Here is a 21,416-nt window from a genome sequence, read left to right as displayed (position 1 = left end):
GTCATCAGAATGCCTCTAACGATTGAGACCTCCCAAACGCCGGAGTGCCATTTTTCTGAGTGGTCGATAACCACGAAAAACCGGCACAAACTCATCGAGATAATCGCTTACCTGTATTTGCGGCAGGAGGAAAATGCGATGCGCGTTATTGGCGCTCTCGAACCGCGACGGCGTGCTCCAAAGGGCAAGGTCGCACAGAACGTCGTGCGGAAACTTACGGCGCCACATGCTGAGGATGTCGAACTCTTTCGAAACGGGACAGACAAGGAGAAAGAATCCGCGAAAAAAAGGATGCATACCTCGATGATCCATCGGGACGGCTTGCTGTTCCAGCATGTGTCCTGGGTCGCAGCGAGGATGGCCGTTCCGAACGGATACATGACGGCGCCACACGTGCGGCAGGCTGACAAGGGATTTGACGGGTTCATTGTGGATTTGGACGATGACGGCGAAGAAATCGTCCGGATCGTGCTGTGCGAGGACAAGGCCTCGAAATCGCCACGCGGCCTGATCACCTCGAACGTTTGGACCGATATTGAAGCGATCCTGCGCGGTGAACGTGACGACGAGATCCTCGCCGACCTCGTGACGCTTCTCAAGAGCGTGCCGGGCATCGACGCCGAGACCGCAGTTGATGAGGTGTTCTGGGAAGGGGCGCGCGAGTTCAGGGTCGCGGTGGCAACAGGAGAAAACCAACGCAAGGATGGTGAGTTCCAGCACATCGTCGCCGGCTTCAAAGCCGTAGCGGGCGGCTTGAAATCGTCCCGATCCGCCGCAGTGTTAGCGTTCGATGAGGTCCGAAAGGGGCTTGCTCTTCTTGCTGAAGAGGTAGCTGCCAAGGTGGTGGAGATCACCGATGTTTGACCCTACCTCGCGCGCGCTCCTGAGGCAGGCGCCGGATCTGCCCGGCCTGGACCCTGAGGCATTGGATGAACTTCTCACCGCCGCCCACATCGAACTGTCGACGATACGCCTGCTGGCCAGAGAAGGAGAGCCGGGCGCCGCAAGCGAGGTGATTGATCGGGTCAGACGCCTCGCCTCGACTTTCGAGGCATATGTTGCGCTCGACTTGCGCCCTGAACAGACGCGGGCAGCTGCTTTCGTCGCGGCAAGCGCCCATCAGGTGCTCGGCCGCATCCGCGAAGGCGGCACTCACCGGCTGACGGTGGTATCGAGCGACACAATTAGCTCGACAATCTCCGCGACGCTCCTCTTTCTCATAGCTGATCGCGCCGCCGACGCAGCCGAAGTTGCCGGTGCGCTCAGAGCGAGAGGCGAGCCTCGCGCCGTCCGACGGTCGTTGATTCTCAGCATCCGTGAACTTGCGACTGGCAACCTTGGCCCACTGGTTGAACGAAATCTCGACGAGGATCGCATCGTCCAGGACGACAGCCGTGAAGTTGCCGCCGACCTGTTACTTCGGGAATGTGCCCGTGTAGTACAGGCACTCGGGCATGAGGCACGGGGCCAAGCGGAACTCGACATCGACATCCGAGGACGATTGGAACGCGTCATCCGTCTTTCCGAGGCCGCCATCGTCGATCTCAGCCATGGAATAGGAGGGGCAGCCCACTTCCAGTTCGCGGGCCCGCACCACCTTGCCTCGCTCCTCAGCCGTCTCATCGACGGGGTCCAGGAAGCAATGCTTGTAAAAATACCGGCGCCGTCTGGGGCCAATTCGGAGGCATGGTCCGGGTGGTTGCACTCGCAGGCGCAGTCGCGTCCCTTCCTCTGGATCAATCACCTCAAGGCCATCAGGACCGGCTACCTTAACCGGGGGAGGTCGATGGTTATGACGTCGCCGACCGGATCAGGAAAGACGACGTTGTCCATCCTGAAAATCGCTGCGACGCTTTGTGCTGGCGAAAGCGTGGTCTACCTCGCTCCAACACACGCCCTGGTCGATCAGGTCGAGGCAGATATGTCCGCGCAGATCGGCGAGCTTGAGGATGTCAGCGTCGTGGAGGATGTTTCGCTCGACGAGCTCGGCGACAGACTGCCACCCTTCTCCGTAATGACGCCTGAGCGCTGCCTCGCCCTCATGGGTTTCGCGCCCGAATTGTTCGGAAAGGTTGGCCTCCTCGTCTTCGACGAGTTTCACCTCATCAGTGCGGACGACCCTGCCACTTCGACGAAGGTGAGCGCGCGAGCAATCGACGCCATGCTTGCGCTCCTGACTTTCACGCGCCACCGCAAGGATGCCGACTTGCTCCTCTTGTCCGCCATGGTGGCCAAAGGCAGCGACATTGCACGTTGGCTGCGAGGGGTTACCGCGAGGGAAGTCGACGCATTCGACGATCCCTGGAAGCCGACCCGGCAGCTGCGTTCCTGTGTGATTTATGATCGTGAGGACGTAATTCAGGGAACAGAGGAAGCGGCAGAGGCACACACCAAGGCGGCGCAGAACCGAGTACCTTCCCGCCCCCATGGGCTCTTTTCCCTTATCTCCGGATGGCACCCAAAGCGGCCTGAGAAACTCGTTGTGCAGGCGCTTTCCGATCAGCGCCCGCCGCTGGTCAGGAATGCGAAGAAGAAGCTGACATCCAATCGCAACGAAGTCGCTGGTCAGCTCGCCGCTGACTACGCGCGTTTCGGTAAGCGCGTGATCGTATTTTGCAACGATACAAGGGCCTGCGGTAGCGTTGCTCGGCAGGTAAACAGCCTATTGGGGCCCGCGACGGTCGCGCTCGACGAGAGCCAAGAGGCAATGCGGGACGCCGTGCTGCAAGATGTCGGGTCGCAGGACGCGATGTTCGACCCGGGCGACAGTCGAGCCGCGGTGCATCATGGCGATCTTCTTCCGATGGAAAGGAGGCTCGTCGAAAGCGTTTTCAGAGTCAGGCGGGAGGCGGGAGGCGATGAGACCGGGCTTGACGTGATCGCTGCGACATCGACGATCGCGCAAGGGTTGAACCTTCCCTGCGACGTCGTAATCTTGGCAGGCACCGACCGGAGCGCGGCCGACGATCCCAACGGCAATCCTCGCACCGATCTACGGCCTCACGAGATCCTAAATGCGCTCGGAAGAGCCGGCCGGGCCGCATATGCCGCCACCGGCTTGGCAATCGTCGTGCCTGCAAACCCAATCATCCTCGACCTGGAGGATCTTGACCTGCCGCAATTACAGATTCTGGAGACCGTTTTCTCTGAGCAGGATGCCTGTGAGGAGATCCATGACCCTATCGAGCAGTTGCTCGACAGGATCGAGGTTTCTGCTGGCCTTGATGCCAAGGCCCAGTCCATCGTCCGACGCTTGTCCGCCGTCACGGCCGCTGGGGAAAGCGGATTCGATGACATCGTGGGGCGCTCTCTCGGTTTCTTTCGGCGCAAAGAAGCCAATGCCCAAGCTGCGGACCGATGGCTTGAAAGAAGGCGGGCCGCATTGAAGGCTGCAGAAGCGGACTTGGAGGATCCTCCTGTCCTGGACTGGCAGCGTGAGATCGCAGTCCGCAACGGCGTACCGCCAACGTTCGTCGAGCGACTGGGCAAGGCGCTGGATGAGGCGCCCGTCGACAAGGATGCCACTGAGGATTGGATCAGTTGGCTCTTAGGCGTGGTAGCAGAGCACCCGCTGGACCTTGGCATCTTCGTCAGGGAGACCGCGCTGGAATCTGTTTTTGGTCGGGCCTACACTAACTCGACCAAGCCGAAGGCGACAGCAAAGCGTATTCTGGGAGCACTGCAGCATCTGACGTCGATGTGGTGTGGCGGCTGTACCTTGGTAGAGATCGAGGATTGGCTGCTGGCCTACGTCCGGAAGCACGAAGGGCAGGTCAAGCAAAGAGCAAATCGGTCGGCGACTGCGCAGCGAGCGCGCCGATTTGCGATAAGGATTGCACCCGACCTCGGCTTTCTGTGCGGCGTCCTTGGACAGATAGTATCCCACAAGTCGGCGGCCGGCGAAGGCCCATCGCTCCCCGCAATTGAAATGTTGCCACAGATGGTACGGGCTGGAGACCACGATCGCCATCATTCCGCGCTTCGACAGATGAAAACAGTGTCCTCGCGGGTCGAAACGTTCAGGGCTTCGCTTGCGCTTGCCGACCATTTCTCTGCGGGACCAACGGCGGAAATGGAGGCGGTGAGGGATGAGGTCACGACCGCCGTGATAGTCCAATCTTTCGATGAGCTTGATGAGGACGATTAGAGGCCCGCAGACAGGGATGTTTTGGGAGTCGCGCATTTAACGCGCGCTGTCCTCCCGAATCCGAATAGTTTGGGTCGCAAGTGTCAAGGTGCCCTCTTCCGTCGTTACCGTGAAGCTTTAGAGGACGCTGGCCATGATCGGTTCGGTAGCCGCGGCCAATACAGGCGACCACCTGAGGCGTCGACACTATTGGCCTCCGGTTAGCCGGGTCCTACCGTGGATCACCGGGTCCATCCCCTTCTGAAACATGGCAGCCGCTTTTGTCAGGCTGCCGGGGTATCGTTCGGCGAGAAAGCCGCGCATCAGCCATTGTCGATGTTCTCTGCCAAGCTTTGCGGACATGACGGTGCCAATCGAATGGTCATGACAAGCAGCAAGCATGCCCTCGAACTCGGCAATCGAACAGATCGTAAAAGGGTATCGTTCGCACAAGGCATGATCGAGCCCGCGCCGCGCGAACTCCTTCTGAACAAGTTTATCGAGGTGAGCATAGAAAAAGGGCCCGAACACGAACCATTCGTGGAAGGTGGCAATGAGCGGGAAAATTGGACGGCCGTCATCCCGCCAATGCGGATAGGCTCCGGCGAGCGCATCCGTCAGCGTTGCGTAAACCTGACCGACGGCTCGTGACAGACGCTCGATCGCCGCGACAAACGGTGGCGGGTCGGCGATCTCGGTTTGGGATGCGAGGTCGAGCCGGCCAAGCTTGCACTCGACAAAGAGGGAGGCACTCAGGTCGGAGATGATCCAATCCACGCTGCGCCGTTCCGGTTTCCCCCAGCACTGTTCTGCTCGGATTTCGAACCTGCCCCGGCCAATTCGCGCAGCGACGTTTCCCACATGATCCTCAAAGGCCTTTCCGATAGCTCCACCAAAGCGGGGGTCGGCTCTGATCAGGTCGTAGTACAGCCCATCGGTGAGACGCTGAAGAAGCATGGGGGGGGGCTGGACACATTACTTTCCGCACATCCCCGGCGTGAATAAGCGGATATTGCCGAACCGGATTGACGCCGAAACCCCAGTTCACGTCATATGACTGGGTCTCCCCAATCAGCTTCCGCAGGCCAGACGCCGAATTAGAAAGCCGGCCAAACAGAGCCCGAATGGGATCCTCGAACGAACCTTCGGCTTCCCCGAGAAAGACGAGGGGCAGAGTTGGAGCGTGCTGCAATTCCTCAATAAGTAGGAGGACCATCTGGAACAGCTCGGTCGGCGTCATCCCGAACTCCGTCTCCAACATGGGCGCGACTGCGGGATGTCCGTATAGAGCGTAGTAGCGCGCGAGTGATCTGCCCCCTTCTGAGTGGCCCAAAATCTGTTTTAGATTTGGCCACGAAGGAGGACTTGAATGGCGAGGAAGCACAAGCCGGAAGAGATCATCGGCAAGCTGCGTGAAGCGGAGATCGTGCTGGCGCAGGGCGGAACGGTGGCGGATGCGTGTCGCCGGATCGGCGTCACCGAGCAGAGCTACTACCGCTGGCGCAAGGAGTATGGCGGCCTGAAGATGGACCAGGCTCGGCGCATGAAAGAGCTTGAGAAGGAAAACGCTCGGTTGCGGCGGGCGGTGTCAGATCTGACGCTGGACAAGTTGATCCTACAGGAGGCCTCGCGGGGAAACTTCTGAGCCCCGCGCGCCGCAGGCGCTGTATCGATCATATCCGGGGCATGATGCCGGTGTCCGAGCGGCGGGTCTGCCGCGTGCTCGGGCAACATCGATCGACGCAGCGCAAAACGCCGCGTGGGGCGGATGACGAAGCAGCCCTGACCGAGGATATCATCGCGCTTGCCCGGCAGTATGGCCGCTATGGCTATCGCCGGGTGACGGCCTTGCTGCGCGATGCCGGTTGGCATGTGAACCGCAAACGGGTGGAGCGCATCTGGCGCCGTGAAGGGCTCAAGGTGCCGCAGAAGCAACCGAAGCGTGGAAGGCTCTGGCTCAACGACGGATCATGTATCCGCCTGCGACCGGAATATCCGGGCCATGTGTGGTCTTACGACTTCGTCGAGGGACGCACACATGATGGCCGCAAGTTCCGCATCCTGTCGATCATCGACGAGGCCAGCCGCGAGTGCCTCGCCTTACCCATCGCGCGACGGCTGCGCAGCGAGGACGTGCTGGCGACTCTCGCCGAGTTGTTCGTCACACGGGGGCCGCCGGCGCACATACGGTCAGACAATGGCCCTGAATTTATCGCCAATGCCGTGCAGCAATGGCTGGCGAAGATCGGCGTGAAAACGCTCTACATTACACCCGGCAGCCCATGGGAAAATGGCTACTGTGAGTCCTTCAACGGCTCGATGCGTGATGAGCTCTTGAACGGGGAGATCTTCTACACCTTGGCCGAGGCGAAGATCCTGATCGAGGCCTGGCGGCGGCACTACAACACCGTCAGGCCTCATAGTTCGCTGGGGTATCGACCGCCGGCCCCGGAGACGGCGACGGCGCCATGGCTGCCCTCCGGTTCCGCTACGCTGCACCTACGGCCAGCCATGGCGCCGGAGGCAATCTTACACTAACAAACAACCCGGACCACTCGGTGGGGGCCGGTCAGCTTCGTTGAGAGATTCTCCTTTCCGAGTTTACTTGAACGGCAGCTTCCAACGGAAGCGACCGTTAGATAGTCGATCAGTGAGCGGCGTATGTTGGTCGCAACTGGCCGATAGGAGAATTTCCGGTTCGGAGCTGGAATGGTCGGATAGCTGACACTTGCACCGGGACAGTTCGCGATCAGACCCAGTTTGTTCCACCGAAGGTGTCATTGTCGTGAATCTGCGTTATAAAGCCGATGATTGCTCGGCTTTTGGCGTTGCAGGTTGACCGACGGGCGCAGCCACCCTGCAACGGGCGTTCACTTATGAGAGTGATCAACCTCGCAGGATTGATCCTTCTCCTCGGTTTGAATGGTCACATGACTGATGTCGAAGTGGTCCTTGATCACTTCCAGCACGGCCTGTTGTACCGGTTCTGCAGCAGCGTCGTTCGTCAGGACCACGTGCACGGTGCAACTCACCTCGTCATTGGAGACCGACCAGATGTGCAGGTCGTGCAGGCTCTGAACCCCTTCAACCTCACTGATCGCTGCTCGAACTTCCTTGAGCGACAGCCCCGCGGGAACGCCTTCGAGCAAGACATTGGTCGTATCGCGCAACAGAATCCAGGTGCGGGGCAGCACCCAGAGTCCGATCGCCACCGCAACCACCGGATCGACCCATGTCCAGCCAGTGAAGCGGATTGCCAGCGCCCCCAGTATGACGCCGACCGAACCGATCATATCGGCCCAGACTTCCAGATAGGCACCTTTCACGTTGAAGCTGGCATCCTTGCCTGCCGTCAGCAGCCGCATCGAAACGAGGTTCACGCCAAGACCGATCGTCGCCACGATGAGCATACCCCAGGACTGGATTTCCTGAGGTTCATTGAACCGCTTGATCGCCTCGACGAAGACGTAGATCGCCACGGCGAACAGCAGGACGGCATTGAATGCGGCGGCAAGGATTTCGAACCGCCGGTATCCGAAGGTCCGTTTCTCGTCGGGTGCCTTGCGACCCAACCTGATCGCCATGAGAGCGATGGCCAGGGCGGCAACGTCGGTCATCATGTGCGCTGCGTCGGACAACAGGGCCAGGCTGTTGAAGACGATGCCGCCTATGACCTCGGCGATGAGGTAGATCGAGGTGAGCGCAAGCGCCCACCCCAACATCTTTGCATTCGCGCCGGCAGTATGGTCGTGTGCGTGGCCGGCTTGGCTGTGATCATGCGCCATGGGTCACCTCCTCGTTCTGAACGGAATGCGGGTGGCGGAAGTCGTCGCCCTCATGCTCCTCGTTGTAGTGCTCGTTGGGTCCGATCCGCTTCTGCCCGAAGCGGGCATAGAGTGTCGGAAGAACGAACAGGGTGAGCAATGTGGCCGAGATCAGGCCGCCGATGACGACGGTCGCGAGCGGCTTCTGCACTTCGGCACCGGCACCTGCGCCCAGCGCCATCGGCACGAAGCCGAGACTGGCGACGAGAGCCGTCATCGCAACCGGGCGCAGGCGCTGCATGGCACCTGTCCGGGCGGCCTCGGCGCGCTCCATACCCGACCGGATCAAATCCTGGATCGAACTGACCATGACGAGGCCATTGAGGACCGCGATGCCGGACAGCGCGATGAAGCCGACCGCCGCCGAGATCGAGAAGTCCATGCCCCGCATGAGGAGGAGGAGAACGCCACCGACCAGGGCGAAGGGTACGCCTGTGAAGACGATCGCAGCATCGCGAACGCTGCCGAGGGCCCCATAGAGCAGCAGCAGGATGAGAACGAAGCAGGCCGGGATCACGAGCTTCAGGCGCTCGCTGGCCGACTTCATGTTCTCGAACTGGCCGCCCCATTCGACGTAACTGCCTGCAGGAAGCCGTACTTTCTGGCCGATGGCTGCCTGAGCATCGGCAACCACGCTGCCGACGTCACGCCCGCGCACATTTGCCTGCACCACGACGCGGCGCTTGCCGTTCTCGCGGCTGATCTGGTTTGGACCATCCACGACCTTGATCTCGGCAACGCTGGCGAGCGGCACATAGGAGCCGCTGGGAACCGGCACCTGCAATTGCTGAAGCAGATTGATGTCGGCACGCTGGGCATCGGAAAGACGGATCACCACCGGGAAGCGGCGATCGCCTTCGAAGATCATGCCGGAGGTCCGGCCGCCGAGCGTGGCGGTGACGGTGTCCTGCACGTCCTGCGCGGTGACGCCAAGGCGGGCCATGGCATCGCGGTTCACCTTGATGTCGAGCATCGGCAGACCGGTGGTCTGCTCGACCTTTACGTCAGCGGCGCCTTCAGTCTTGCGCAGGATGCTGGCGATCTGCTCGGCGGTGCGGTTCATGGTATTGAAGTCGTCCCCGAAGACTTTGACGGCGATATCGCCGCGAACGCCCGCGATCAGTTCGTTGAAGCGCATCTGGATCGGCTGCGTGATTTCGTAGGCATTGCCGGGGAACTTCGCGAGTTCACCTTCGATGCGGGAGACGAGTTCGGCCTTGTCCAGCTTGGGGTTCGGCCATTCCTCGCGGGGCTTGAGGATTACGAACATGTCGGTGGCGTTCGGCGGCATCGGGTCGGATGCGAGTTCCGCCGTACCGGTCTTGGAAAAGACGAACTTCACCTCCGGCTGCTTCGACATCATCCGTTCGATCGGCACCTGCATGGCCTGGCTCTGCTGAACCGACGTCGCCGGAATTCGCAGGGCCTGGATCAGCATGTCGCCTTCGTCCAACTGGGGCAGGAAGACCTGTCCAAGCGAGGTGAAGGCAGCGGCTGCAACCACAAGACTGCCCAGAGCAGCACCGATTGTCAGGGTGGGACGCTTCATCGCCCGGTCGAGACCCGGCTCGTAGCGCTTCTTCAGCCAGGTCACGATCCGGCCGTCTTCTTCCTCGACTCGGTTGGACAGCCAGATGGCGATCAGCGCGGGAACGAAGGTGAGCGACATGACGAAAGCGAAAGCCAGGGCCATGATGACGGTGAGCGCCATCGGCACGAAGGTCTTGCCCTCGACGCCCGTGAGCGTGAGCAATGGCACGTAGACGAGGATGATGATCGCCTGGCCGTAGACCGAGGGGCGGATCATCTCGCGTGCAGCCGAAGCAACGGTAGCGAGACGCTCCTTCACGCTGAGCAGGCGACCATGATGGTGCTGGCCTTCGGCGATGCGGCGCAGGGCGTTCTCGACGATGATGACCGCGCCATCGACGATGAGGCCGAAGTCGAGCGCACCGAGGCTCATGAGGTTGGCCGACACGCCGGCCTTGAGCATCCCGAAACCGGTCAGCATCATCGTCACCGGGATGACGAGCGCGGCGATCAGCGCTGCGCGGAAGTTGCCGAGCAGCAGGAACAGCACGACGATGACGAGGACCGCGCCTTCGCCGAGGTTCTTGGCGACGGTCTTGATAGTCGAGTTCACCAGTGCGGTGCGGTTGAGCACCGGCTGAACCACGACGTCAGGCGGCAGCGAGGCATTGATTGACTGCAGCTTGTCGGCGACTGCGGTCGCAACGGTGCGGCTGTTCTCGCCGATCCGCATGATCGCGGTGCCGACGACGACCTCGGTGCCGTTCTCGGATGCCGAACCCATGCGGATGGCCTGACCCGAACGGACCGAGGCGACCTGGTCAAGCGTGATCGGAACGCCATTGCGGGTGGCGACAACGGTGCGGCCGAGTTCCGAAGCATTGCGGATCAGGGCGTCCGAACGCACGGCAAGGCCCTCGCCATTGCGATCGACGAAGCCGCCCCCGACACTGGTGTTGTTGCGCTCCAGCGCATTGCCAAGATCGGTCAGCGATAGGTTGAGCGCAGCGAGGCGCTGAACGTCGGGAACGACGAGGAACTGCTTGGCATAGCCGCCGATGGAATCGACCCCTGCAAGGCCTTTCGTGCTCTTGAGCAGCGGGGTGACGATCCAGTCCTGCGCGGTGCGCAGATACGTCGCCTTCTCGGCCTCGGTCGTCAGCCGCTCGCCTTCGGGCGTGATGTAACTGCCGTCAGGCTGCTGCCCGGGTTCCCCAGGGCGGTGCTTGTCATCCTTGCGGTGTTCAAGCTTGACGGTCCACATGTAGACTTCGCCAAGACCCGTGGCGATTGGCCCCATTTCGGGGTTCATGCCGGCCGGCAGGTTCTCCGCGACACCCTGCAGTCGTTCCCCGACCTGCTGGCGGGCGAAGTAGATGTCGGTGGAGTCGGAGAAGACAGCCGTCACCTGTGCGAAGCCGTTGCGGCTGAGCGAGCGGGTGAATTCGAGACCGGGGATACCGGCCAGCGCCGTCTCGATCGGGAACGAAACCTGCTTCTCCACCAGCTCGGGCGAGAGGGCAGGCGCGCGCACGTTGATCTGGACCTGGTTGTTGGTGATGTCCGGCACTGCGTCGATCGGCAGGCGGGACAACGATGCCGCACCGATGACGGCGGCGATGGCGGTGAGCAGCAGGACGAGCCAGCGCTTCTCGACCGCCCATGTGACTACGCGGGCGATCATGGCTCAGTCCTCCACCGCTTCGCTCTTGCCCAGTTCGGCCTTGAGCGTGAAGCTGTTGACGGTAGCGATCTCCTCGGTGCCCTTGAGGCCTGACTTCACGATGACCATGTCGCCGGCGCTGTCGCCCAAGGTGACGGGCACGGCCTGGAAGCCGGTCTTCGTGCGAACGAAGATGACGGTCTTGCCTTCATCGGTTTGCACGGCGGTGGTGGGCACCTTGATGGCATTGCCGCCGCCGCTGTCGGAGAGCGCGATCGACGCCGTGACCGGTTCACCCACCCGCCACTGGCCCGCGCGGTTGTCGATCGTCGCGATCACCGGCACGAGGCGGGTATTGGCGTCGAGAGCAGGGGAGACGAAGGTCACACGCGCGGTGGCTTCGCGACCTGCGGCCTTGATGGTGACAGTATTGCCCGGACGCACGCGTCCCGCATCCTGGGGTTGCAGGTTGAGGGAGAGCGACACGCTGGACAGGTTGGCGACCCTGAATAGTTCGGCATCGGCGGCGACGGTCTGGCCCAGCACGACGCTGCGCGCGATGATCTGCCCGGAGATCGGCGAGGTGATGGCGATGCGGTTCAACGCACCGCCGCCAGCACCTGCTGCGGACACCTGCTGCTGCGCCAGGCGCAGGGCAATTCGGGCTTCGGTTGCAGCGGTACGCGCGGCAATCAGGTCCTGCTCCGGCGAGACTTTCTGGGCGGACAGGCGCTGTTCGCGGTTGAGGTTGGAGTTGGCGAGGGAAAGTCGCGCCCGTGCCGCTTCGATCTCGGCATTGAGCGAGGCGGCCTCCCGGCTCTCGATCACGGCGATGGCCTGGCCTTGTCCGACCGACTGGCCAAGGTTGCGGGTCAGCGAAACGACGCGGCCCCCGATCGCGGCCGAAACCACCTGCGTGCCCTGTGGATCGCCATCGATCATTGCGGGAATTTCCACGGTTCCCGAACCGCCGATCATGGGGCGACCGAGCTGGATCCCGGCCGAGCTGATCTGCTCGGCGCTCATGTCGACTTTGCCTTCGGCCGGGTTGGCATCCGCAGCGGTGGACTTTTCGGCGGCCGGGGCTTCCGCGGCTTTGTCACCGCCGCCGCACGCCGCAAGCGCAAGGGCGAATGAGAGCGGCAGTGCGGCGTAAGTGAGCGTGTTCAGTTTCATGGTAATCAGTTTCCCCCTTGAGGCGCGACGGCGGGCGCGGTCAGGCGCTCGAGCTGCGCACGGGCATTCTGGTAGGACGCGAGAGCATCGATGGCGGCGACGCGTGTGTCGGCGAGCGTGCGTTCGGCATCGAGCAGATCGAGCTGGCTGAACTTGCCTTCACGATAGCCGATACGGGCGATCCGTGCGGCTTCCTGGGCCGCCTGCAGGGCGGGCCCGGATGCGGCACGCGCGGTGGTCGCCGCATTGTCAGCGTCAGCCTGCGCGTTGGTAATGGCCTGCTCGATATCGAGCGCGGTCACCCGACGATTGGCCTCGGCCTGCGTACGTTGCGCTCCTGCCTGGGCCAGAGCGGCACGGCCGTTGTTGAAGACCTGGAGCGGGATCGACACCGTGAAGACGGCGGCAAAGTCCTTCGTGGCTTCCAGACGGCGCACCGATGGGCCGACATCAATGTTCGGCACGCGGTTTGCCTTGGCGAGGCGTACACCTGCATCGGCGATGGCAAGGTCCGCATCGGCAGCGGCCAGTGCCAGCGTCCCTTGCGGGCTGATCGGTTCAGACGGCCCGTAGGACGCGGAAGTGGCGGGCAGCCGATCAAGCAAAGCAACATCCAAAGGACCGTTGAAGGCTCGCCCGATGCGTCGTTCAAGGTTGGCGCGAGCGGCACTGGCAAGGCGGTTCTGTCGTTCGACATTGGCTTCCGCGTTGACCCGGGCCACGTCAGCACGCTGCTGCTCCAGAGGAGAAGCGCGCCCCGCCTGCACCCGGACACCGGCAGCGCGCAGGGCATCGCCGGCGATACGAGCCTGGTCCTTGGCCGTGACAAACCGCCGTTCGGCCGAAACGGCCTCAACGTAAAGCTGGGTCACCTGCAGCCGTACGTCGGCCGCGATGATCGCCGCCTGCAGTTCCGCGCGGGACAGTTCGGCGCTTGCGACCGCGACGCGCGCGCTGCGCTTGCCGCCCAGCTCCAGGGTCTGCATGAAGCCGACCGTGGTTTCGTTGCTGCGAACACCGGAATAAGGGCCGGTGCCGATGATGTTCTCGATCTGCCCTTGGGCGACCGGGTTGGGGCGAAGTCCTGCAACCGTTCGACCTGCCTTGGCAGCATCGATACCTGCACGGCCCGCATCCATCGCGGGAGCGGAGCCGCCTGCGGCAGCGACGGCATCGTCGAGAGTTAGTATTGCGGCGCCAGAAGGCGCGTTCGGTGCTTCCTGCGCCTGCACCGTTACGGCACAGGACGCCGCGGCGACAAGCGCCCCGAGTATGGTCTTCATGATGTGAAATTCCTGACGGAGGATTCCTGGCCGACATCAGTCGGCCGGCGGAAGCGTCAGGTCCGTGGAGGGCGCGGTGTCACGCTGTCGTCCGCCGGGCATAGCGGAGCAGCTCGCCGAAATCCGCGAACTTGCCCGGTCGATTCGGCAATGAGCGGCGCCACTGTCATCAAGGGTGTGCCCAGATCATGACTGTGACAGGCACCGTGATGGTGAGGGAGGCCGTTGTCGGCGTCGCCAGGTACTTCGTCACCGTCACCGGGCGCATGATAGGAAAAATCGTACCCGGCGTCGCTGCTGCCCGCTGCTTCCACAGCGTGTGCCATGCCGGACCAGCTGACCAGAATCAGCATCAGGCAGGCAAAAAAGGGCAACAGGTTGCGCATCGATCCGTCCCCTATCACTCCGCCGCGGCGGTGTAACCCCTTCGGCCTGAATTGAGCTCACTTCGAGCCTGCACGATGATTTGGATGCCGCCGGAAATGCCGAGCATCGCCATGATGCCCGCTACGATGAGGTCCGGCCATGCGGTTCCAGTGCCGAACACGCCGACAGCGGCGAGCAGCACCGCTACATTGCCGATGGCGTCGTTGCGTGAGCAGATCCAGACTGATCGCATGTTGGCGTCACCGGTACGGAAGCGGTAGAGCATGAAGGCGACCACGGCGTTGGCAACAAGCGCGGTGAAACCGACGAGGCCCATGAGCTCCGCGTGTGGTGTGCTGCCATGCCACACGCCCCACAGCGCAGCACAAAGCACATAGATACCGAGCACTGCCAGAGTGAGCCCCTTTAACAGTGCTGCCCTTGCCCGCCACGCGAGTGCGAGCCCCGCAACGCCGAGACTGATGGCGTAATTGGCGCTGTCACCCAGAAAGTCGAGGGCATCAGCCTGCAACGCTTTCGATCCACCGGCTACCCCGGCAATGATCTCCGCTACGAACATTGCGCCGTTCACGACAAGCGCAATCCAGAGCGCTCGCCGCCAGCGAGGATCGTTCGTCGCTCCCGTGTTCGATGAAGCGCAGCAGCTGCTGCAAGCCATGTTCGTCGCCCTTCGCGATTTGTGTGCGACACCCTATATAAACTCTGTAGCAACTACAGGGTCAAGAGATGAAGGCGCTGACAATCGGCAAGCTTGCCAAGGCGACAGGAGCGACGGTGGAGACCATCCGCTATTACGAGCGCGCGGGTCTGATCGCATCGCCTGCCAGGACGGAAGGGAACTATCGCTCCTACTTGCCCGATGATCTGCGCCGTTTGCGTTTCATACGCCGCACACGCGACTTGGGGTTCTCGCTCGACGAAATCCGCGCTTTGCTTGACCTGTCCGGCCAGAAGGACCGCGATTGCGGATCGGTCGACGAGATCGCCGCGCGCCATCTGGCGGAAGTTGACCGCAAGATCGCCGATCTTATGGCACTGCGCCGGGAGCTGTCCGGGGCCATCTCAAGCTGCAGTGGCGGGACGATGGCAGAATGTCGGATTCTGGAGGTTTTCGCCCCCGACTGACTTTTCTGGCACTTGCCCGTGATGAGTGCGCTAATGGCCGTTTTATTGCCGCACTGTCAGGCATGGTGGCTTCAGCATTGGACAGCTGAAGCCTGGGAGCGGCACGTTTGACAGCGGCATTGCCTTTTGCCTAGGTCGTGAACTGAATGTCCGCTCATAGGTGTGCCAAGTTTTCAAGCGAACGGCTTGGGTGGGCGCGTTGCGGCCAATGAGCTTGGTGCCTGCCAGATGGCAACTTCCCAGCCGAATATGCCGTTGAAACGAGCGGGTGCCGCATGCACAGCGAATACAGCCTACGACCGAACCAAACATGGCAGGACTTAAGCATTTTCCAAATCTTAGCACAAATTTTAGCACATAGCATAACAATGAAAAAAGAAGTCCTTTAAATCAGCAGGATATGATACAGCCTTCTTTCTCATAACCTGAAGGTCGTAGGTTCAAATCCTACCCCCGCAACCATTGTTATCGACATCGGCGCAACACCTGACCTAGATCCCCCGGGCTCCTGGTGCTGCGAAACCCATTCCATAATCGCGCCGAACTCACCGTGCAGCGTGGCGGTCATCTCGCCGCGCTTGGCGCCGGGGAACAGCGTGACCCGTTCGATGAGGCCGCGAATGGCGCAGGCCGCTTCGTCGCGCTCGGCGGGGTGCTGCAGCGCCAGCGAGAGGTGCTGGACCTTATTGCGGTAGAATTTTGCAATGTTCGGGTGGATGTCGGGCGCTATCGGCGCTGTCTCGGTTATCCGCGCGCGTATGACATCTTCTTGCGCCTCCAATACCCGTAGCTTGTCGACCAGACCTCGCGTGGCGTGACCATCGGCTGCCATGTTCACCAGACGATCGATGGCCTTCACGACCTTCTTGAGTTCCGCCTTGTCAGCGGCTCCTGCTGCGCGCCGCTGCTGGTTCAGGCGGTTGGTCTCCTCGACATAGGCCCGCACCGCCTCGTCGACGATCTCCGGGGCCATCAATCGGTTGCGCAAGCCGTCGAGAACGCGGGCTTCGAGATCTTCACGCTTGACGGTGTGGCCATTGCTGCACGTGCGGCGATTGATACGCGCAGAGCACGCGAAGCGGTCCTGGCCGCGCAGGACCATGGGGCCATGGCAGACGCCGCATTCGACGAGGCCGGACAGGAACGACTTGGGGCGGCGCATCGCGTGAAGGTTGGCACCGCGGCGTTTGCCTTCGATCGAATTGGCAAATTGGATCTGCAGCGAGGATTGGCGGGCCTTCACCGCTTGCCAAACCGCATCGTCGATGATGCGTAGCTCGGGTACCTCTGTCGTGATCCATTCGGACTGAGGGTTAACGCGCGAAACGCGTTTCCCGGTCCGCGGATCCTTGAGGTAGCGCTGCCGGTTCCAGACAAGCCGGCCCACGTAGAGTTCGTTGTTCAGCAGACCGGTGCCGCGCTTGATGTGGCCTCGTAGCGTGGAGGGTGCCCAGAGCTTGCCTTCCGGGCCGGGAATACCATCGGTATTAAGACGCTTGGATATGGCCAAAGGGCTGATGCCGTTTGCGTAGTCGCGAAACACGCGACGAATGACTTCGGCTTCCGCTGCATTGATGGTGCGCTCGCCGCGGATCGGTTCGCCATCGCCGTCAAGCCGCCTGACCAGATCGTAGCCGTAGGACCGGCCGCCGCCCGCTTTGCCCTTCTCGACGCGGCCGCGCAGGCCGCGATGGGTCTTCTTGGCGAGGTCCTTCAGGAACAGCGCGTTCATCGTGCCCTTGAGGCCAACGTGGAGTTCGGAGATCTCGCCTTCGGCGAGCGTGACGATGGTTACGCCCGCGAACTGCAGATGTTTGAAGAGTGTCGCAATGTCGGCTTGGTCGCGGGAGATGCGATCAAGCGCTTCCGCTAGCAGGAGATCGAACTTTCCTGTCCTCGCATCCTCGAGCAACTGCTGAATGCCAGGGCGCAGTGTGACGCTTGAACCCGAAATGGCGGCGTCCTTGTAGCTCGCGACCACTCGCCAGCCTTCGCGGGCAGCTTGTTCTCGGCAAATGCGCAGTTGATCTTCGATCGATGACGGGCTTTGCCGATCGGTGGAGTAACGGGCATAGAGGGCAGTGCGGATCATGAAAAAACTCCCGACAGCGAAAGGCCGTCATGCTCGCATGACGCCCGTGCCTCCCTTTCACCCTACGCTTTAGTGATCTCGGGATTCTCTTGGCTTTGAGGGGGTGGTGGCGTCGCGCTCAGCTCGCGGGCGATCTGACGTCCAAGCAGGCGTGCAAGGCAAACCAGTGCGTCCTGGGTTCGGGTTTGGCGCCCTTCGGCAGGTTGGAGGACGGCATCGCCATCCGCGGCAGCCTCGGGCGGGTTCAACGCGCCAATCGGCATGCTTGCAGCCTGGAAGCTGAATGCGGGATTGCGTCCGCCTGTACGCGCTGGTCTATGGTCAAATTATCCGAATGCCGGGGGGCTTCAGCGTCGAGAGACAAAGTCACGCGAAACGCAGGGCGGACGTCGGGAGACGCTCTGACAAGGGCGATCGTATCGGGGCATGTGCGCGGATCGGACATGAGGAACCTGCTGTCTGACGGGGCGATCTGACAGCAATGGGGGTCTGCAACTGTACTTCAAGGGGCTCCAAAATGGGGCAAATCCTGTGCGTCGTCCATCACAGTGCCAGGGCGTCCACGATCGTGTTGCCCGTATGCAGAAATTTTTTTCCGCTACCTGGCCGAGGGTGATGTTGAGATCCGCTCAAGCAGGAAAGCAGGCATTCATGTGGGGCAGAGTCAACCAATGCCTTTTCGCCTGAACTGAGGCGCTTGGTTGGCGTTTTGATGAGTTGCGTTGGAAGAGCCCACGCATGCCGTTCGCTGCGAGCTCAGGTCGGTGGCGATCTTGTACGCTACGAGGGCTCCCTACCCGTCGTGCAGCAGCGCGATTACTAAGCGGTGCTACAGTTAAATTGATCCGCGGGCAGTCGTCCATGCAATCACTAGGCAGTAGGCTGTAGTTTTACATTTTTGAGAAAATCGCTCGTCCAGAGCTAATGATATGAGGTATGAATAACGGGTTAATATGCAGATTAAGAGGATCGTGTTGTCGGTATCTCTCTAGGATAACATCAGTTGTGTACACGCGATAATTGCCCTTATTGCGTATTCATATAACGTGGGTCTATAAGCATGGCCGCCCCGCACAGTCGCGCGGCCCAGGAACGCGAAATGGCGGAAATCCGCGATATTGCCGCAATGCCGGGAGACGGGGCCGCGATCGGGCCCCCCACAGCTGATCCGGGAAAGGAGCTGTCGGCGTCCTTCGTCTCGCTGCGCGCGTTCGAACGGGTCACGATTGATGCCGCGCTCCTCGCCGCTTACGCCGCCGCCAGTTCGCAGCATTCGCTGTTGGCGCTGCGCTCAGATCTCGCCGCCTTCGACTTGTGGTGCCGTCAGGCGGGGCGCTTCACGCTGCCGGCGCAGCCGCAAGACGTGGCCGACTATCTGCAGGCGCGGGCAGGGGAGGGCGCCAGGCCCGCTTCGCTGTCGCGCTACAAGGCCTCGATCGCCAAGCTGCACCAGCTGCTGGGCCTCGCGGATCCCACTGCCGTGCCGCTGGTCAAGCTGACGCTGTCGGCGATCCGCCGCGGCAAGGGCGTTGCCCAGTGCCAGGCCGCGCCGCTGCGCTTCAAGGGGCCGGTTCGCGATGTTGAGCGCGATCCGGCGCGCGGGCTCAATGTCCGCGCGTTACTCGATGCCTGCGGCGAGGACCTGACCGGGCTACGCGACCGGGCGCTGCTCAGCCTCGCCTACGACACCGGCCTTCACGTGCGCGAGCTGGTGGCGGTTCAGCTTGAGGATGTGATGGAGGCGATCGATCCCGAAGCGCGGTTGAGTATTGCGCGCAGCAAGTGCGATCCGGAGGGCGAGGGGGCCACTGCCTACCTGTCGCCGCGGACGGTACGAGCGGTGGCGGCGTGGACTGTGGCGGCGGAGATTGACGAGGGGCCGTTGTTCCGCCGGGTGATCGTGCGGCGCTACAAGGCGCGGACGCGGCAACCGGGAAGCAACCTGGCGACGATCTCCGGCCGGGAGGCCTGGGATGCGGATTCCGATGATCCCGGTCGCCTGTTCCAATCTGATCCCGGCCATCATTCCGATTTGATCCCGGCCGGGTAGAAGCCAGATCGTTTCGCTTGATGGCATTAGGGATTGGCGGTGGTCAAGCGGCGGTTTGGGTCGCAGGCCGGCGCATGGATTCACCTTCGAGTTCGAGCCGGTGTGCGTTGTGAACGAGGCGGTCCAGGATGGCATCGGCGTAGGTCGGATCGTTTATGGTCTGATGCCAGCGGGCCACCGGAAGCTGGCTGGTGACCAGCGTGGAGCGCTGACCGTAGCGGTCTTCGAGGATTTCGAGCAGAAGGTGCCGGGCGTTTCCGTCGAGCGGCTGAAGTCCCCAGTCGTCCAGGATCAGCAGATCGACCCGAGCAAGGCTTTTCATGCGGGCGGCGATACGGCCGTCACCCTTGGCCAGGGTGAGTTCGTCGATCAGCCGCGGCAGCCGGGTCTAGAGAACCGAACGGTTATCGCGGCAGGCCTTGTGGCCGATTGCACAGGCCAACCAACTTTTCCCGATGCCGGTCGGGCCGATGATGGCCAAGTTCTCGTGCCTGGCGATCCATTCGCCGGCGAGCAGCGTTTCGAAGAGCCGGCGGTCAAGGCTGCGCCGCGTTCGGTAATCAACATCTTCGGGCACGGCGCGGTGCCGTAGCTTGGCATGTCGCAGACGCAGAGCGAGGCGTCTGTCATTTCGGTAGGTGGCCTCATGGTCGAGCAGCAGCGCCAGCCATTCTGGGTGGCTGAGACTGGCTGCGTCATCGTTGCTTTCCATCTCGGCGAAGGCCTTGGCCATGCCGGCGAGACCGAGTTGGCCCAGAAGGTCCAGAGTGGGATGCTTCAGCATTCTTGCTCCTTCAGTTGTAGTAGCTTGAGCCGCGGATGTTGGAGTGGATAATCGGCTCTTGCTCAGGGGATTGAGGAACGAGCACCTGGTCGAGCCCCTTCTCAAGGATCGATTTGACCGACGGGTAATTGCGCGCCTGGATCTCCAGCGCGCGCAGCGCTGCGGCTTCGAGCCGCTGGGCGCCGAAGCGTTTCTCGAGCCCGATGATGCCCAGACAGGAGCGGTAGCCCTGCTCGGGATGAGGCTTTGCATCGATGACCTTTTCGACCAGCAGGGACAGCATCGGCCCGATCCGGCTTGCCTCTTCGCGGATCTTCGCCGGCGTCCATTCGCCGTAGCGCCGATGGCTGGAGGGCATGTGCTCGGGGACTGTGATGTGTCTGCCATTCCCGCTGCCGCGCATGTGCACGGCGATGCGTTCTCCTCGCAGGAAGATTTCGACCGTGCTGGCAGTGAAGCGGGCTTCGACCTCGCGGCGGGCGAAGCGGTGCGGGACGGAGTAGTGATGCCGCCCGATCGCGATATGATAATCGAGCCCGACGCGGCAGCGACGCCATTCGGCGTGAACCCACGGCTCTGCCGGCAGCGGCTTGAGATTTGGAACATCGACTTCGTCGAACAGCTGGCGGCGCGTCTTGCCGAACTGGCGCAGCACGCGCCGATCATTGAGATCGGCAAGGCATTCGGCGATCGCCGCGTTGACCTCGGCGAGGCTGTAAAAGATCCGGTTACGTAAGCGGCCCAATAGCCAGCGTTCGACGATACCGACGCAGGCTTCGACCTTGGTCTTGTCCCGCGGCTTGCGCGGCCGCGTCGGCAGGATCGCCGTACCGTAATGCCTGGCCATGTCGGTGTAACTGCGGTTCACTTGAGGATCGAAGTGACAGGCCTTGATCACCGCCACCTTGGCATTGTCGGGCACCAGCAACTGGGGAACGCCGCGGAAGAAGGCGAAGGCGGCATTGTTGCCCGCGATCCAGTCAGGAAACTGCTCGGTCCACGTCGCCAGCGCAAACGACAGGCTCGAGCCGCCCATTACGGCGACGAAGATGCGGGCACCGCGGACTTCTCCGGTCCTGCGGTCCACCACGACCGGCACCGTGTCGCCAGCGTAGTCGAGGAACAGCTTCTCCCCGCCGGCATGGCTCTGGCGCATGACCAGCGGCAGGCGGCCTTCCCAGCGGCGGAACAGATCGCAAAACCGGCTATAGCGATATCCGTCTGGATGCTCGGCGCGGTATTCCTCCCAAAGCACCTGCAGCGTCACGTGTTTGCGCTTCAGTTCGCGCGCTACCACCGGCCAGTCCGGCTCCAGTTGCTTACGCCGCCGAGGTTTGACGCCGGTGACGTGACCCCCTGATTTTCCTCCAGGTATG

At 62.1% G+C, this 21,416-nt stretch carries 12 protein-coding genes and 3 pseudogenes; 5 read left to right on the top strand and 10 right to left on the bottom strand.

Translation table 11 applies throughout. From position 1 onward, the window contains the following. The first annotated feature begins 9 nt into the window (after positions 1-9). Together ACLIMP_RS23015 and ACLIMP_RS23010 are read left to right on the top strand one after the other, a co-directional pair. On the top strand, positions 10-864 hold the full coding sequence (locus ACLIMP_RS23015; protein WP_443478431.1) for a hypothetical protein: 855 nt from the start codon (positions 10-12) through the stop codon (positions 862-864). After that, positions 857-4,147 (top strand): DEAD/DEAH box helicase, encoded by a 3,291-nt coding sequence (locus tag ACLIMP_RS23010; protein ID WP_443478430.1) that lies wholly within the window; start codon positions 857-859, stop codon positions 4,145-4,147. The genes ACLIMP_RS23015 and ACLIMP_RS23010 overlap by 8 nt, the downstream gene beginning before the upstream one ends. Before the next feature lie 186 nt (positions 4,148-4,333). Here the strand turns inward: ACLIMP_RS23010 and ACLIMP_RS23005 are convergent, their stop codons facing one another. Then, on the bottom strand, positions 4,334-5,083 hold the full coding sequence (locus tag ACLIMP_RS23005) for a hypothetical protein (RefSeq protein ID WP_443478429.1): 750 nt from the start codon (positions 5,081-5,083) through the stop codon (positions 4,334-4,336). A 412-nt stretch (positions 5,084-5,495) separates the two neighbouring features. On the opposite strand from ACLIMP_RS23005, the gene ACLIMP_RS23000 reads away from it, so the two are divergent. Beyond that, positions 5,496-6,664, top strand: a protein-coding gene (locus ACLIMP_RS23000; protein WP_443478072.1) for an IS3 family transposase whose coding sequence is annotated in 2 segments (ribosomal slippage) — positions 5,496-5,757 and positions 5,757-6,664 — 1,170 coding nt in all. Because the reading frame shifts where the segments join, the coding sequence is not laid out codon by codon here. 332 nt (positions 6,665-6,996) lie between these two features. Here ACLIMP_RS23000 and ACLIMP_RS22995 read toward each other — a convergent pair. From ACLIMP_RS22995 to ACLIMP_RS22970, 6 genes are read right to left on the bottom strand one after another with little or no spacing between them, the layout of a single operon-like run. After that, positions 6,997-7,911, bottom strand: a complete 915-nt coding sequence (locus ACLIMP_RS22995; protein WP_443478428.1) for a cation diffusion facilitator family transporter — start codon at positions 7,909-7,911, stop codon at positions 6,997-6,999. Continuing rightward, positions 7,901-11,164: an efflux RND transporter permease subunit gene (locus ACLIMP_RS22990; RefSeq protein ID WP_443478427.1), complete on the bottom strand. Its 3,264-nt coding sequence runs from the start codon at positions 11,162-11,164 to the stop codon at positions 7,901-7,903. The genes ACLIMP_RS22995 and ACLIMP_RS22990 overlap by 11 nt, the downstream gene beginning before the upstream one ends. A 3-nt stretch (positions 11,165-11,167) precedes the next feature. Beyond that, positions 11,168-12,319, bottom strand: a complete 1,152-nt coding sequence (locus tag ACLIMP_RS22985) for an efflux RND transporter periplasmic adaptor subunit (RefSeq protein ID WP_443478426.1) — start codon at positions 12,317-12,319, stop codon at positions 11,168-11,170. A gap of 5 nt (positions 12,320-12,324) precedes the next feature. Next, positions 12,325-13,602: a TolC family protein gene (locus ACLIMP_RS22980; protein ID WP_443478425.1), complete on the bottom strand. Its 1,278-nt coding sequence runs from the start codon at positions 13,600-13,602 to the stop codon at positions 12,325-12,327. 56 nt (positions 13,603-13,658) lie between these two features. Continuing rightward, entirely contained in the window at positions 13,659-13,988 is a 330-nt protein-coding gene (locus ACLIMP_RS22975; RefSeq protein WP_443478424.1) for a hypothetical protein, read from the bottom strand. A 14-nt stretch (positions 13,989-14,002) separates the two neighbouring features. Further along, a complete protein-coding gene (locus ACLIMP_RS22970; RefSeq protein WP_443478423.1) occupies positions 14,003-14,647 on the bottom strand; it encodes a cation efflux transmembrane domain-containing protein in 645 nt (214 codons plus the stop codon). Positions 14,648-14,715: 68 nt separating this feature from the next. Here ACLIMP_RS22970 and ACLIMP_RS22965 point away from each other — a divergent pair, with 68 nt between their 5' ends. Then, on the top strand, positions 14,716-15,114 hold the full coding sequence (locus tag ACLIMP_RS22965; protein ID WP_443478422.1) for a MerR family transcriptional regulator: 399 nt from the start codon (positions 14,716-14,718) through the stop codon (positions 15,112-15,114). A 418-nt stretch (positions 15,115-15,532) separates the two neighbouring features. Here the strand turns inward: ACLIMP_RS22965 and ACLIMP_RS22960 are convergent, their stop codons facing one another. Further along, entirely contained in the window at positions 15,533-17,206 is a 1,674-nt protein-coding gene (locus tag ACLIMP_RS22960) for a recombinase family protein (protein ID WP_443478421.1), read from the bottom strand. A 1,099-nt stretch (positions 17,207-18,305) separates the two neighbouring features. Here ACLIMP_RS22960 and ACLIMP_RS22955 point away from each other — a divergent pair. Further along, positions 18,306-19,181: pseudogene (locus ACLIMP_RS22955) on the top strand (site-specific integrase); the annotation flags it as partial. Positions 19,182-19,299: 118 nt separating this feature from the next. Here ACLIMP_RS22955 and istB read toward each other — a convergent pair. Next, a pseudogene (gene istB / locus ACLIMP_RS22950) lies at positions 19,300-20,040 on the bottom strand (IS21-like element helper ATPase IstB). Positions 20,041-20,050: 10 nt separating this feature from the next. Beyond that, positions 20,051-21,382, bottom strand: a pseudogene (gene istA, locus ACLIMP_RS22945) (IS21 family transposase); the annotation flags it as partial. Positions 21,383-21,416: the final 34 nt, after the last annotated feature.

The organism is Novosphingobium aeonii (assembly GCF_052279045.1).
GTDB lineage: Bacteria > Pseudomonadota > Alphaproteobacteria > Sphingomonadales > Sphingomonadaceae > Novosphingobium.
The sequence above is the reverse complement of the archived record's forward strand: the minus strand, read 5'-3'. Positions and strand labels throughout refer to the sequence as shown.